Genomic DNA, 14,600 nt, shown 5'->3' on the forward strand with positions numbered 1-14,600 from the left:
TTATTTCGCTTGCGTTTCAATAGCATTCCACGATTGGTAGATCACGTTTTTCACGTTATCCGGCATGGGCACATAGTCCAGACCGCTGGCGGTCTGGTCGCCTTGCTTGTAGGCCCACTCGAAGAACTTCAGCGTGGTTTGCGCCTGCGCCGGCTTGTCCTGCGCCTTGTGCATCAGGATGAAGGTGGCGCTGGTGATGGGCCAGGCGGCCTGGCCAGGCTGGTTGGTCAGAATCTGGTAGAAGCTCTGGCTCCAGTTGGCCCCGGCAGCAGCAGCCTTGAAGGATTCCTCGCTGGGCTGGACGAACGTGCCGTCCTGATTCTGCAACTGGGCATAGGTCAGCTTGTTCTGCTTGACGTAGGCGTACTCCACGTAGCCGATGGAGTTGGCCAGACGGCCCACGAACGCGGCCACGCCCTCGTTGCCCTTGCCGCCCGCGCCGGTGGGCCAGTTCACGGCCTTGCCTTCACCGACTTTTTCCTTCCACTCCGGGTTCACCTTCGACAGGTAGTTGGTAAAGCCAAAGGTGGTGCCCGAACCGTCCGCGCGGCGCACCGGGCTGATTTTTTCCGCCGGCAGGGCCAGGCCGGGGTTCAGCGCGGCGATGGCCGGGTCGTTCCACAGCGTGATCTTGCCCAGGTAGATATCGCCCAGCACCTGGCCGTTGAGCTTGAGCTGGCCGGGCTGAATGCCCTTGATATTCACCACCGGCACGATGCCGCCGATCACCGTGGGGAACTGCACCAGGCCCTTGGCCTGCAGGTCTGCGTCTTTCAGCGGCTCGTCCGAGGCGCCGAAATCCACCGTCTTGGCTTCGATCTGCTTCAGACCGGCACTCGACCCGACGGATTGGTAATTGATCTTCACGCCCGTGGCCCGGTGGTAGTCGGCCGCCCATTTGGCGTACAGCGGCGCCGGAAAGCTGGCACCCGCGCCGGTGGCCTCTTGCTGGGCGAAAGCGGGAGTGCCCCAGGCGGCGGCCGTCACCGCCAGGATGGTCAGAACGCGTTGTGCGATGGTGGTTTTCATGGTGCAGAAGCTCCTTGTGGGTGGAATAAAACTTCACTGCACGGCACTGTAGAAGCGCTATGTGACAACCGTGTGACACCGCATTGTCCCAGTGTGCAACAGCGCCGGCCCCCCAGCCCCTGCGGCACACCCCCCGCTCCCCGGGCCGGACGACGTTGGCACGCAATGTGCTTATAGGTAGGCAGCCACGCAACGGCTGCTATCAACCCTACAAGGAGACACCCCATGGACATGTTTGAATTCAAGCGCTTCAACCTCGACCTTTCCTTCCCCTACCGCCAGAAGTACGACAACTTCATCGGCGGCCAGTGGGTGGCACCCGTGGCCGGGCGCTATTTTGACAACATCTCTCCCATCACCGGCAAGCCGTTCTGCAAGGTGGCGCAGTCCGACGCTGCCGACGTGAACCTGGCACTGGATGCGGCCCACGCCGCGCAGGAAAAATGGGGCAAGACCTCGGTGGCCGAACGCTCTAGCATCCTGCTGAAGATTGCCGACCGCATGGAGCAGAACCTGGAGCGGCTGGCCATTGCCGAAACCATCGACAACGGCAAGCCGCTGCGCGAAACCCTGGCCGCCGACCTGCCGCTGGGCATCGACCACTTCCGCTACTTTGCCGGCTGCATCCGCGCCCAGGAAGGTACGATCTCCGAGATTGACGCCAACACCGTGGCCTACCACTTCAACGAGCCGATGGGCGTGGTCGGCCAGATCATCCCCTGGAACTTCCCCCTGCTGATGGCCTGCTGGAAGCTGGCGCCCGCCCTGGCCGCAGGCTGCTCGGTGGTGATGAAGCCGGCCGAGCAAACCCCTGCCTCGATCATGGTGCTGATGGAGCTGATCGCCGACCTGCTGCCGCCCGGCGTGCTGAACATCGTCAATGGCTACGGCAAGGAAGCGGGCGAGGCGCTGGCCACCAGCAAGCGCATTGCCAAGATCGCCTTCACCGGCTCCACCCCCGTGGGCCAGCGCATCCTGCACGCCGCTGCCGACAACCTCATCCCCTCCACCGTGGAGCTGGGCGGCAAAAGCCCGAACATCTTCTTTGCCGACGTGCTGGATGCCGACGACGAGTTCCTCGACAAGGCGCTGGAAGGCTTCGCCATGTTCGCCCTGAATCAGGGCGAAGTGTGTACCTGCCCCTCGCGCATCCTGGTGCAGGAGTCGATCTACGAGCGCTTCATGGAACGCGCCGTGGCCCGTGTCGAGGCCATGAAGCAGGGCCACCCGCTGGACAAGGCCACCATGGTCGGGGCGCAGGTGTCGCAGGCCCAGCTTGACCGCATCCTGGGCTACGTCGAAATTGGCCGCCAGGAAGGCGCCCAGTGCCTGACCGGCGGCGAACGCCTGCGGGCCGGCGGCACGATCGACGACGGCTTCTTCATCAAGCCCACGCTGCTGTACGGCCAAAACCACATGCGCGTGTTCCAGGAAGAAATCTTCGGCCCCGTGGCCTCGGTCACCACGTTCAAGGACGTGCAGGATGCCGTGCGCATCGCCAACGACACCGAGTACGGCCTGGGCGCGGGCGTCTGGAGCCGCAACGGCAGCGTGGCTTACCACATGGGCCGCGCCATCCAGGCCGGGCGCGTATGGACGAACTGCTACCACCTCTACCCCGCACACGCGGCCTTCGGCGGCTACAAGAAATCCGGCATCGGCCGCGAGACGCACAAACTGGCCCTGTCCAATTACCAGCAGACCAAGAACCTGCTGGTCAGCTACAACCCGCAGGCGCTGGGCTTTTTCTAAACGTGGAAGTCGGTGCCAGCGTGCGGCGCTAGCACCTGGAAAAACCAATTTTCCTGCAATCTTGAAAAGGAGCCATACCGATGGAAACCACCATGAAAGCCGCCGTCGTGCGCGAATTCGGCAAACCGCTGGTCATCGAGGAAGTCACCGTCCCCCGCCCGGGGCCAGGCCAGGTGCTGGTGCGCATCGAGGCCTCCGGCGTGTGCCACACCGACCTGCACGCCGCCCACGGAGACTGGCCGGTCAAGCCCAACCCGCCCTTCATCCCGGGCCACGAGGGCGTGGGCCATGTGGTCGGCGTGGGCACCGGGGTGCGCCACGTCAAGGAGGGCGACCGCGTCGGGATTCCGTGGCTGTATTCGGCCTGCGGGCATTGCCCCCATTGCCTGGGCGGCTGGGAGACCTTGTGCGAAACCCAGCAGAACACCGGCTATTCGGTCAATGGCGGCTTTGCCCGCTACACCGTGGCCGAAGCCGACTACGTGGGCCGCCTGCCCGACAACATCGGCTTCATCGACATCGCCCCGGTGCTGTGCGCAGGCGTCACCGTCTACAAAGGGCTGAAGGTGACCGACACCAAGCCGGGCGATTGGGTGGTGATCTCGGGCATCGGCGGCCTGGGCCACATGGCCGTCCAGTACGCACGGGCCATGGGGCTGAACGTTGCCGCCGTCGATATCGACGACAGCAAGCTGGCCCTGGCCCGCCGCCTGGGCGCAGAGGTGACGGTGAACGCCAAAAATACCGACCCGGCAGCCTACCTGCGGCGTGAAATCGGCGGCGCCCACGGCGTGCTGGTCACCGCCGTTTCACCCAAGGCATTCGAGCAGGCGCTGGGCATGACGCGCCGTGGCGGCACCATTGCCCTGAACGGGCTGCCGCCCGGCAACTTCCCGTTGCCGATTTTCGACATGGTGCTCAACGGCATCACGGTGCGCGGCTCCATCGTGGGCACCCGCCTGGATCTGCAGGAAGCGCTGGACTTTGCCGGCACCGGAAAAGTCGCCGCCACCGTCTCGACGGAAAAGCTGGAAAACATCAACCATGTTTTCGAGCGGATGCTGCAAGGCCAGATCGATGGCCGGGTGGTGCTGGACATGGCGGCATAAGCCCGCTCCTGCCCCATCCCCCCGGAAATCCCGGCGCAGGCCTGCGCCGGGATTTTTTTATCCTTTAAAAAAAGGAGCTTTCCCCGATTCATATTCAATGAAGTTAGATATAAAACATATTGAAATTGATATATATCAACCGGAATAAGCTATAAAAATAATGAATCCTGGGGATATCCAGCTTGCTCCCGCACACCCTGGCAGGCACACTGGGCCGGTTGAACCTCCGGCGCCAACCTGCTTCTTTTTCTGGGGAAATCTGCATGCCCTTGCACACCACGGCCCAAGCTTCTGCCGACCACGCGCACCTCCTCACGCTGGCGCATGAACGTTCGCGGCGCTACGGCCTGGCGCTGCGCGATGCGCCCCACTACCAGCGGCTGGGCCAGGGCGCCCTGCGCGATGCACTCGACCAGCACCGCTTCCTGTCCCGGCACGCCACCCCGGTGATGGAGCATCTCTACGCCCAGATCGCCAACACCGGCAGCATGCTGGTACTGACCTCGGCCAGCGGCCTGGTGCTGCACAGCCTGGGCGACAGCGACTTTCTGCCCAAGGCCGATCAGGTCGCCCTGATTCCCGGCATGGACTGGTCGGAACAGGCCCAGGGCACCAACGCCATCGGCACGGCCCTGCAAGAGCGCCAGGCGATCACCGTGCAAGGGGCGCAGCATTTCATGCACGCCAACCACAGCCTGGCCTGCTCCTGCGCCCCGATTTTTGGCCCCCACGGCGAGCTGATGGGCGCCCTGGACGTGACCAGCGAACACCACCGCCACCATCCGCACACGCTGGCGCTGGTGCGCATGTCGGTGCAGATGCTGGAAAACCAGATGCTCACCGCGCAATTCCCGCAGGCCATCCGCATCCACTTTCATGCCCGGCCCGAGTTCCTGGGCACCCTGGTCGAGGGCATCGCCATCTTCGCGCCCGACGGGCCGCTGCTCAGTCTCAACCGCAGTGCGCAATTCCAGCTCGGGCTGCCCACCCTGCCCCAGCCGGCGCCCGACTTTGCCGCCCTGTTCAACCAGCCGCTGGCCACGGCATGGAATGCGCAGACCCAGCACCTGATGCTGCACAGCGGGGTGCGCGTGGGCTGCCGTATCCATCTGCCGCAACGCCCCAGCGCCCCCACCGCCGCGGCCAAGCCGTCGGCCACGCAGCGCCTGTCGCACCTGCAATACCTGGACACGGGCGACGTGCAGCTGGCGCACGCCATCGCCCGGCTGCGCAAGGTGCTGGACAAGGACATCCCCGTCATGCTGCTGGGCGAAACCGGCACCGGCAAAGACCTGCTGGCCCACGCCTGGCACCAGGACTCCGCCCGTGCCGACCAGCCCTTCATCGCCGTGAACTGCGCCAGCATCCCTGAATCGCTGATCGAGGCCGAACTCTTTGGCTACGCCGATGGCGCCTTTACCGGCGCCCGCAAGAAAGGGGCGATCGGCAAAATCGCCCAGGCCCACGGCGGCACGCTGTTCCTCGATGAAATCGGCGACATGCCCCTGCCCCTGCAGGCCCGTCTGCTGCGCGTGCTGCAGGAACGGTGCATCACCCCGCTGGGCAGCGAAAAGGACATCCCGATCGACATCGCCGTGGTCTGCGCCACGCACCAGGACCTGAAGGCCCGCATCGCCCAGGGCCTGTTCCGCGAAGACCTGTACTACCGCCTGAACGGCCTGGTCGTGCGCCTGCCCGCCCTGCGCGAACGCAGCGACCTGCTGGCCGTGATCGCCAAGGTGCTGCAAGTGGTGCAGCCGGAAGGCGCGGCCTGCCAGCTGGCCCCCGATGTGCTGGAGAAGCTGGCCCGCTACCCGTGGCCCGGCAACGTGCGCCAGTTGCACAACGTCCTGCGCACGGCCAGCGTGCTGGCGGCAGAAGAAGGGATAGTGACTTGCGCAGACCTGCCCGATGATTTTCTGGAAGACTATGCGCAAATCCTTGCCGATGAAGCGCCAGCAGCACCTGAAAACAAAGCAGAGAACCTCGGCGATTTCACCTTGCAGCGCATGGCCCAGGCCCTGCAGGCGCACCAGGGCAATGTCTCGGCCGCCGCCAAGGCCTTGGGGATTTCACGCAACACCTTTTACCGCAAGAAGGCGCTGCTGCCGCCCGGCGCGGTCTGATTCCATTTCCAGATCAAACGTGCACTTTGTCGGCTTCGCTTGCCGTACGCCTGTACTGTCTGCGCTTCGCCTTCGCGTTCACGCTTGATCTGGAAATGGAATGCCCCCCGGCGGCTGGCGCTTGTTTATTCCTGCTCCGGCTTCTTGCCGCGCAATTGCTCTTCCAGCTGGCCGATGTAGGCCGCATGGACGTTGTCGCTTTCCTGGGCGCGGGCCTTCAGGTGGCTTTCCAGCGCATCCATGCGCTCCATCAGGCGCTTTTCCAGTTGCTGCTGCTTGTCGTCCAGGGCGCCGCGCAGGTCGGTAAAGCGCGACACCTCGGCCTTTTCCGCCAGCTCGCGCTGGGCTTGCAGCGCCTTGTTGTGCGAGCGCACTTCCAGCAGCCAGGTGGCCTGCATGGCGATCACGTAGGCCAGGAAGATCGCCGCCATCAGGGCCGACAGGGCCAACATCACCAGCCCCAGGGGGCCATGGATTTCGGTAAACCCCAGGGACATGGGCACGTCCTGCGCCAGGCTGGCGAAGTTGAAAAAGGCCAGGTATCCCAGCAGGGCCACAATCAATACCAAAAGGGCGGTGCGTGCTTTCATGCGTCTTTCTCCAATCGTGATCTTTAATTACAAGCAGGCGCTATTTTGCCGTGCGACGGGCGAAAAAAAGCCACCTGGGGTCAAGCAGGCGGCTTTTTGCCCGGCCACCACAGCCCCCCTTTCGGGGGGCGGCTGCGGCAGCTTTCATCAGTGGGTATCAGTTGGTATTGGCCAGCTGGTCGAGGATGGCAGGGTTCTCCAGCGTGCTGGTGTCCTGGGTGATGGCCTCGCCCTTGGCCAGCGAACGCAGCAGGCGGCGCATGATCTTGCCGGAGCGGGTCTTGGGCAGGTTCTCGCCGAAGCGGATGTCCTTGGGCTTGGCAATGGGGCCGATTTCCTTGGCCACCCAGTCGCGCAGCTCCTTGGCGATGGCCTTGGCTTCGTCGCCGGTCGGCACGGGGCGCTTCAAGACCACGAAGGCGCAGATGGCTTCGCCGGTCAGGTCGTCGGGGCGGCCCACCACGGCGGCCTCGGCCACCAGATCGGTCTTGGCCACCAGGGCCGATTCGATCTCCATAGTGCCCATGCGGTGGCCGGAGACGTTCAGCACGTCGTCGATACGGCCCGTGATGCGGAAGTAGCCCCGGTCCTCGCTGCGCACGGCGCCGTCGCCGGCCAGATAGGTCTTGCCGCCCAGCTCTTCGGGGAAGTAGCTCTTCTTGAAACGCTCCGGGTCGCCCCAGATGGTGCGGATCATGGACGGCCAGGGGCGCTTGACCACCAGCATCCCGCCTGCGCCGTTGGGCAGGTCGTGCCCCGCCTCGTCCACGATGGCGGCGGTAATGCCGGGCAGCGGCAGCGTGCAGGAGCCGGGCACCAGCGGCGTGGCGCCAGGCAGCGGCGTGATCATGTGGCCGCCGTTTTCGGTCTGCCAGAAGGTATCCACGATGGGGCAACGCTCCTTGCCAACGTTCTTGTAGTACCACATCCAGGCTTCGGGGTTGATCGGCTCGCCGACCGAACCCAGAAGGCGCAGGCTGCTCAGGTCGGAAGCATCGGGATGCACGGCGGCGTCGGCTTCCGACGCCTTGATGAGCGAACGGATGGCCGTCGGCGCGGTGTAGAAGATGGTGCATTTGTGGCGCTCGACCATCTGCCAGAAGCGGCCCGCATTGGGGTAGGTGGGCACGCCTTCAAAGATGATCTGCGTCGCGCCGGCAGCCAGCGGGCCGTAGGCCACATAGGTGTGGCCGGTAATCCAGCCGATGTCGGCGGTACACCAGAAAACGTCGCTGTCCTGCAGGTCGAACGACCACCGCATGGTTTGGCGGGCCCACAGCATGTAGCCGCCGGTGGAATGCTGCACGCCCTTGGGCTTGCCGGTCGAGCCGCTGGTGTAAAGCACGAACAAGGGGTGTTCGGCATCCACGGGCACGGGCGGGCAGTCGGTGGATTGACCGTCCAGCAGCTCGGCAAAGGTCACGTCGCGGCCAGCTTCCTTGGCGTAGGCCGAAGCGGTGCGCTCGTACACGAAAACGTTGCGCACGCATTCGCAGCCGCCCATGGCAATGGCTTCGTCGACGATGGCTTTCAGGGGCAGTTCCTTGCCGCCGCGCATCTGGTAGTTGGCGGTGATGACGGCCACGGCGCCGACGTCGGCAATGCGCTCCTGCACGGCCTTGGCCGAGAAACCGCCGAACACCACGCTGTGCGTCGCGCCCAGGCGGGCACAGGCCTGCATGGCCACCACGCCCTCGATGGTCATGGGCATGTACAGCAGCACGCGGTCGCCTTTTTTCACGCCCCGGGCTTGCAGGCCGTTGGCGAACTGGCTGACGCGGTCCAGCAGTTCGCGGTAGGTGACCTTGGTGACCTGACCGTCGTCGGCTTCGAAAATGATGGCGGTCTTGTTTTCGGTGGGGGTGCCGATGTGGCGGTCCAGGCTGTTGGCGCTGGCGTTCAGCTCGCCGTCGGCAAACCACTTGTAGAACGGGGCATTGCTTTCGTCGAGGATCTGGGTGAAGGGCTTGCTCCAGACCACGTTTTCACGGGCCAGGCGGGCCCAGAAACCTTCGTAATCCTTTTCAGCTTCGGCACACAGCGCCTGGTAGGCGGCCATGCCGGAGATACGGGCGGCTTTCTGCACAGCCTCAGAGGGCGGGAAAACACGGTTTTCAACCAAAACGGACTCGATTGCATTTGCTGACATGCGCTGTCTCCTTGAAGATTTTTTTCGTTCCTACCGCCCCGGCCAACTCCCAATGCACGGCACCGGCCAAGGCAACTAAGCGATGTCTACTGTCGTCTTAGGGACTTACAGACTACTGACGGAACCGGCGGTTTTGCCGCCTCATTTTTCCGGGGAAAACCCGTAAAAAAGCCACTTTTTCATAAAAATCTGCAGAATAATTGACTTTTACATAGTAAATAGTTACACTTAACCCCCTCTTAACAACCTGCCATGCAGGTAATCCCGCCCCATGAGGGGCAGGAACGACCCGGCAGCTGCCGCAGCCCCCTTGCGCCGCGACGCTGCCACAGGCCAGTTTTTGGCTCTGGTGCACGGACTTTTCCCCAAACCGCCCAACGGGCAGTTTGGCCGGTGGAAAGTTTCCGGCGGTCTTTGCCGTTGGTTGCTTCCACCCACTCCCAGCCGTAGTCCTTGCGTGTTCGCCACAACACCATACGGACTCGCCCTGGCAGTTCTTCCGACTGCTTTTTTTAGTTCTTCACGCATGGCCGCTGCTGCCGTGCGGTGTGCTGGTCGCTCAAAAACCGGTTTCTTGTGTGGGCAGGCTGCCCGGCAGCCCGCTGCACTGTGTTCAACCCTCGAAAAAAAGAGAGGACAACCAGTGGCTAAATCCATCCACATCGAGCATGTCTTCAAGGTCTTCGGCGACCACCCCCAGCAAGCGCTGGAGCTGGTGCAGCAAGGCCATTCCAAGCAGGACATTCTGGAAAAAACCGGCCAGTCGATCGGCGTGTTCGACGCGCACTTCGACATTCGGGCCGGAGAAATCTTCGTCGTCATGGGCCTCTCAGGCTCGGGCAAATCCACCCTGGTGCGGATGCTCAACCGCCTGATCGAACCGACGGCCGGACGCATCCTGGTCGATGGCCAGGACATCAACCAGCTGCCCGACAAGGCCCTGCGCAAGCTGCGCCGCAAGGACATCTCGATGGTGTTCCAGTCATTTGCGCTGATGCCGCACATGACGGTGCTGGACAACACCGCCTTCGGCCTGGAACTGGCAGGGGTCGATCAGGCCCAGCGCCAGCAGGCCGCGCAGGCGGCGCTGGAGCAGGTGGGCCTGGGCGGCTGGGGCGCCAGCTACCCCGACGAACTGTCCGGCGGGATGCAGCAGCGCGTGGGCCTGGCCCGCGCCCTGGCGGCCGACCCGTCGATCCTGCTGATGGACGAGGCATTTTCCGCCCTCGACCCCATCATCCGCACCGAAATGCAGTCCGAGCTGCTGCGCCTGCAGCAGATCAAGCGGCGCACCATCGTCTTCATCTCGCACGATCTGGACGAGGCCATGCGCATCGGCGACCGCATCGCCATCATGAAGGACGGCCAGGTGGTGCAGGTCGGGACGCCCGACGAAATCCTGCGCGAGCCGGCCGACGACTACGTGCGCAGCTTCGTCCAGGGCGTGGACGCGGCCATGGTGTTCAAGGCCGGGGACATTGCCCGCCAGGCGATGACCGTGGCCTCCGAACACGACGACCGGGGCTGCCGCGCCACGCTGCGCCTGCTCGAAGACCTGGACTACGAATACGCCTACGTGCTGTCGCCGAAAAAACGCTTTCTCGGCGTCGTCTCCTCGCAGTCGCTGCGCGATGCCCTGCGCAGCCGCACAGGCCCGCTGGGGCTGCAGCACGCCTTTCTGCCCGATGTCACGCCGATCAGGGCCGAAACGCCGGTGGCCGATCTGTACGGTCTGGCGGCCGCACTGCCCTTTGCCCTGCCGGTCATCGACGAGCAGGAGCGCTACCAGGGCGTGATCAGCCGCACCACGCTGCTGCGCTTTCTCGACCGCGACACGCCGCCGCTGCCGCCGCCGCAGGACGAGCGCCCGCCGATCCAGCTGAACCCGGAGTTTTCCAGCGGCCAGGCCGATCTGCCCGGGGTGATCCGCGAATACAACGACCGCCCCGCCCCCACACCAGGAGCTGCCCATGAGTGATACCACCACCCCCGCCGCCGCCGCCAACGATCCCTGGAGCGCCGCCAGCGTCCCCGCCAATACCGCCGATACCGCAGCCACCGACCCCTGGAGCAGCAGCGATGCAGCCAACGGCACCACCAGCAGCGACTGGCTGACCGGCAGCGCCGCCCCCGCCGATGCGACCCAGGCCGCGCCCACCGACCTGTGGCACCAGCTGCTGCACGACGGCCTGCCGATCCAGGGCTGGATCAATCAGGGCCTGGACTGGGTGGTGAGCAACTTCCGCCCCTTCTTCCAGGCCGTCCGCGTACCCATCGACGCCACGCTGACCGGCGTGGAACAGACCCTGCTGGCCATGCCCTGGCCGGTGCTGACCGTGCTGCTGGCCCTGGTCGCCTGGCAGTTTGCCAGCCGCGCCCTGGCCATCGGCACGGCCATTTCCCTGGCCATCGTGGCGCTGCTGGGCATCTGGCCCGAGGCAATGGTGACGCTGGCGCTGGTGCTGACCTCGCTGGTGTTCTGCATCCTCCTGGGCCTGCCGCTGGGCATCTTGCTGGCCAGCAGCGACCGCGCCCAGCGCCTGCTGCGCCCGCTGCTGGACGCCATGCAGACCACGCCCGCCTTCGTCTACCTGGTGCCGGTGGTGATGCTGTTCGGCATCGGCAACGTGCCAGGGGTGATCGTGACCATCGTCTTTGCCCTGCCGCCGCTGGTGCGCCTGACCAACCTGGGCATCCGCCAGGTGCGCCCCGACCTGATCGAGGCCAGCCGCGCCTATGGCGCCTCGCCCTGGCAATTGCTGTGGAAGGTGCAGCTGCCGCTGGCCATGCCCAGCATCATGGCGGGCATCAACCAGGCGCTGATGCTGTCGCTGTCGATGGTGGTCATCGCTTCCATGATCGCCGTGGGCGGCCTGGGCCAGATGGTACTGCGCGGCATTGGCCGCCTGGACATGGGGCTGGCCACCGTGGGCGGCCTGGGCATCGTGCTGCTGGCCATCGTGCTGGACCGCATCACCCAGGCCATGGGCGAGCCGCGCCGGGGCAGCCAGCGCTGGTGGCAGCAAGGGCCGCTGGGCCTGCTGCTGGGCCGGGGCAAGAAAGCCTCGTAAACGATAGTTGCTACCGCTGAACAGATAACGGTTTCATGACTGTTCATAGTCAAAAACTTTTATCTGTCTGCGCAAGCAGCACCTTTTTCCATAGCCGTCAGCACCTGCTGCCTGCATCCGCTGACGGCGCTTCCCCTTTTTTCACCAGGAGACCGCTATGAAAAATACCTTCCGCCCCACCCTGATCGCCGCCACGCTGGCCCTGGCCGGTTTGGCTGCCCACGCCGCCGACCTGCCCGGCAAAGGCGTGCCGGTGCTGCCGCTGAAAAGCTCGATTGCCGAGGAAACCTTCCAGACCCTGCTGGTCATGAAAGGGCTGGAAAAACTCGGCTACACCGTGCAGCCGATCCAGGAAGTGGAGTACCCGACGGCCCACGTTGCCATCGCCAATGGCGACGCGACCTTCATGGCCGACCACTGGAACCAGCTGCACGCCGACTACTACAAGAACGCGGGCGGCGACGCCAAGCTCTACCGCCAGGGCGTTTTCATTGCCAACAACGCCCAGGGCTACCTGATCGACAAGAAAACCGCCGACGCGCACAAGATCACCAACCTGGGGCAACTCAAGGACCCGGCGATTGCCAAGCTGTTCGACAACGATGGCGACGGCAAGGCCGACCTGACCGGCTGCAACCCCGGCTGGGGCTGCGAGGCCATGATCGAACACCACCTGGACGCTTACAAACTGCGCGACACGGTAACGCACCAGCAGGGCACCTACTCCGCGCTGATTGCCGACACCATCACCCGCTACAAGGCGGGCAAGTCGATCTTCTATTACACCTGGACGCCCTACTGGGTGAGCAACGAACTCAAGCCCGGCCAGGACGTGGTGTGGCTGGAAGTGCCCTTCTCCTCCCTGCCCGGCGACCAGAAAGGCACCGACACCAAGCTGCCCAACGGCAAGAATTACGGCTTTGTGGTGAACAGCCAGCACATCGTCGCCAACAAGGCGTGGGCCGCGAAGAACCCCGCCGCCGCCAAGCTGTTTGAAGTGATGTCGGTGCCCGTGGGCGACATCAACGCGCAAAACTACCTGATGAGCCAGGGCCAAAACAAAGCCGCAGACATCGAGCGCCACGCCAATGGCTGGATCAAGGCCCACCAGGCCACCTTCGACGGTTGGATCGAACAGGCCAAGGCCGCTGCCAAGTAAGTTGGCACTTATAAAAAGAACCATACCCACCTGCCGGGGCGGCCTGCCCCGGCAGGACTTCGGAGACTGACCCATGAACTTCCAAACCTTTTCCGACGCCCTGCAACAGGCGCTGGGCGCCCAGATTCCCCAGGTGCTGGGCGCTTTGGCGATTCTGGTGCTGGGCTGGCTGCTGGCCGTGGTCGTGCGTGCCAGCGTGCGCCGGGGCCTGAAGCTGCTGCACCTGAACGAGCGCATCGCCCAAAACACCAAGACCGTCCTCGGTGCCGAAGAAGCCGCCGCCACCGGCGCCTTCTGGCTGATCCTGCTGGCCACGCTGGTGGCCACCCTCAACTCGCTCGACCTGACACTGCTCTCGGCCCCGCTGGCGCAAATGGTGCAGGACGTGGTCGGCTACATCCCCCATCTGGCTGCCGGCGCCGTGCTGGCCCTGGCCGCCTGGCTGCTGGCCGTCCTGCTGCGGGCGCTGGTCACCAAGGCCCTGGCCGCCACCACCCTGGACGAGCGCCTGTCGCACGAGGCCGGCATGGCCCCCATGAGCCGCAACGCCGGCAACGTGCTGTTCTGGCTGGTGATTCTGTTCTTCCTGCCCGCCATCCTGGCCGCGCTGCGCCTGGACGGGGTGCTGGACCCCGTGCGCAATCTGCTGGGCCAGCTGCTGGGCTACCTGCCCAACCTCCTGGGCGCGTCGATGATTGCCCTGGCCGGTTTCGTGGTGGCCCGGGTGCTGCGGGCGCTGGTCAGCAACCTGCTGGCTGCCGCTGGCGCACAACGCATCAACGGCTGCCTGGGCCTGGATTCCAGCATCCAGTTGCCGCGCCTGGGCGGCACGCTGGTGTTCATCCTGGTACTGGTGCCCTCGCTGATTGCCGCGCTGGATGCGCTGAAGATCGAGGCCATCTCCCGCCCCGCCACCCAGGTGCTGGAGCAGGTGCTGGGCGCCACCCCGCACATCCTGGCCGCCTGCATCATCGTGCTGCTGACCTGGTATGTGGCCCGCTTTGCCGCCGGCCTGCTCACCCGCCTGCTGGAAAGCGCCGGCGTGGACACCCTGCCCGAAAAGCTCGGCCTGGGCCAGGCCCTGAGCGGCGCCCTGCGCCCCTCGCAACTGGCGGGCAGGCTGGTGTTGTTCTTTGCCCTGCTGTTCGCCACGGTGGAAGCGGCGGGCCAGTTGGGCTTTGTCCAGGTCAGCGACGTGGTGACCACCTTCATCACCTTTGGCGGCGACATCCTGCTGGGCAGCGCCATTCTGGTGGTGGGCTTCTGGCTCTCCAGCGTGGCCGCCGGGGCGATTGCCCGCACAGGCAAGGAAGGCAGCGCGTTTGCCGCCAATGTGGCCCGCTTCGCCATCCTGGGGCTGGTCACCGCCATGGGGCTGCGGGCCATGGGCATTGCCAACGAAATCGTGCAGCTGGCCTTCGGCCTGACCCTGGGCGCCGTGGCAGTGGCCTTTGCCCTGGCCTTCGGCCTGGGCGGGCGCGAAGCTGCCGGCAAGCTGCTGGAGCATTGCGTCGCCAAGCTGCTGGGCAAAAAAGACTGATGCCCTGATTCCCGACGCCACTTTCTCCCAAGAAAGTGGCGTTTTTTTTCATCATGCTTTCAAGGAGACTCCCCG

General features: G+C 64.7%; 10 protein-coding genes. 7 read left to right on the forward strand and 3 right to left on the reverse strand.

Going from position 1 to position 14,600, the window contains the following annotated elements:
* Complete coding sequence (gene pstS, locus ACFO3A_RS00510) at nucleotides 1-1,029, reverse strand: phosphate ABC transporter substrate-binding protein PstS (protein WP_377722986.1); 1,029 nt, start codon at nucleotides 1,027-1,029, stop codon at nucleotides 1-3.
* Nucleotides 1,030-1,254: 225 nt separating this feature from the next.
* Between pstS and exaC the strand changes: the two genes are divergently transcribed.
* From exaC to ACFO3A_RS00525, 3 genes are all read left to right on the forward strand, one after another.
* Nucleotides 1,255-2,781: an acetaldehyde dehydrogenase ExaC gene (gene exaC / locus ACFO3A_RS00515; RefSeq protein ID WP_377722987.1), complete on the forward strand. Its 1,527-nt coding sequence runs from the start codon at nucleotides 1,255-1,257 to the stop codon at nucleotides 2,779-2,781.
* Between the two features lie 80 nt (nucleotides 2,782-2,861).
* Nucleotides 2,862-3,890: an alcohol dehydrogenase AdhP gene (gene adhP / locus ACFO3A_RS00520; RefSeq protein WP_377722989.1), complete on the forward strand. Its 1,029-nt coding sequence runs from the start codon at nucleotides 2,862-2,864 to the stop codon at nucleotides 3,888-3,890.
* Nucleotides 3,891-4,153: 263 nt separating this feature from the next.
* Nucleotides 4,154-6,016 carry a sigma-54-dependent Fis family transcriptional regulator gene (locus tag ACFO3A_RS00525; protein WP_377722991.1) on the forward strand — a complete coding sequence of 621 codons (1,863 nt, stop codon included), beginning with the start codon at nucleotides 4,154-4,156 and terminating at the stop codon, nucleotides 6,014-6,016.
* A 125-nt stretch (nucleotides 6,017-6,141) separates the two neighbouring features.
* Here ACFO3A_RS00525 and ACFO3A_RS00530 read toward each other — a convergent pair whose 3' ends face one another.
* Together ACFO3A_RS00530 and acs are read right to left on the reverse strand one after the other, a co-directional pair.
* Entirely contained in the window at nucleotides 6,142-6,606 is a 465-nt protein-coding gene (locus ACFO3A_RS00530) for a LapA family protein (protein ID WP_377722993.1), read from the reverse strand.
* Nucleotides 6,607-6,763: 157 nt separating this feature from the next.
* The gene (acs, locus tag ACFO3A_RS00535; protein WP_377722994.1) at nucleotides 6,764-8,755 is read right to left on the reverse strand and encodes an acetate--CoA ligase; all 1,992 of its coding nucleotides are present in this window, start codon (nucleotides 8,753-8,755) and stop codon (nucleotides 6,764-6,766) included.
* Nucleotides 8,756-9,398: 643 nt separating this feature from the next.
* Between acs and proV the strand changes: the two genes are divergently transcribed.
* From proV to ACFO3A_RS00555, 4 genes are all read left to right on the forward strand, one after another.
* Nucleotides 9,399-10,733, forward strand: a complete 1,335-nt coding sequence (gene proV, locus ACFO3A_RS00540; protein ID WP_377722996.1) for a glycine betaine/L-proline ABC transporter ATP-binding protein ProV — start codon at nucleotides 9,399-9,401, stop codon at nucleotides 10,731-10,733.
* Complete coding sequence (gene proW, locus ACFO3A_RS00545; protein WP_377722998.1) at nucleotides 10,726-11,826, forward strand: glycine betaine/L-proline ABC transporter permease ProW; 1,101 nt, start codon at nucleotides 10,726-10,728, stop codon at nucleotides 11,824-11,826. The genes proV and proW overlap by 8 nt, the downstream gene beginning before the upstream one ends.
* 157 nt (nucleotides 11,827-11,983) lie before the next feature.
* Entirely contained in the window at nucleotides 11,984-12,985 is a 1,002-nt protein-coding gene (proX, locus tag ACFO3A_RS00550; protein ID WP_377723000.1) for a glycine betaine/L-proline ABC transporter substrate-binding protein ProX, read from the forward strand.
* 73 nt (nucleotides 12,986-13,058) lie between these two features.
* Nucleotides 13,059-14,525 (forward strand): mechanosensitive ion channel, encoded by a 1,467-nt coding sequence (locus ACFO3A_RS00555; protein ID WP_377723003.1) that lies wholly within the window; start codon nucleotides 13,059-13,061, stop codon nucleotides 14,523-14,525.
* The last annotated feature ends 75 nt before the right edge of the window (nucleotides 14,526-14,600 follow it).

The organism is Comamonas nitrativorans (assembly GCF_042654765.1).
Classification (GTDB): Bacteria; Pseudomonadota; Gammaproteobacteria; order Burkholderiales; family Burkholderiaceae_C; genus Comamonas; species Comamonas nitrativorans.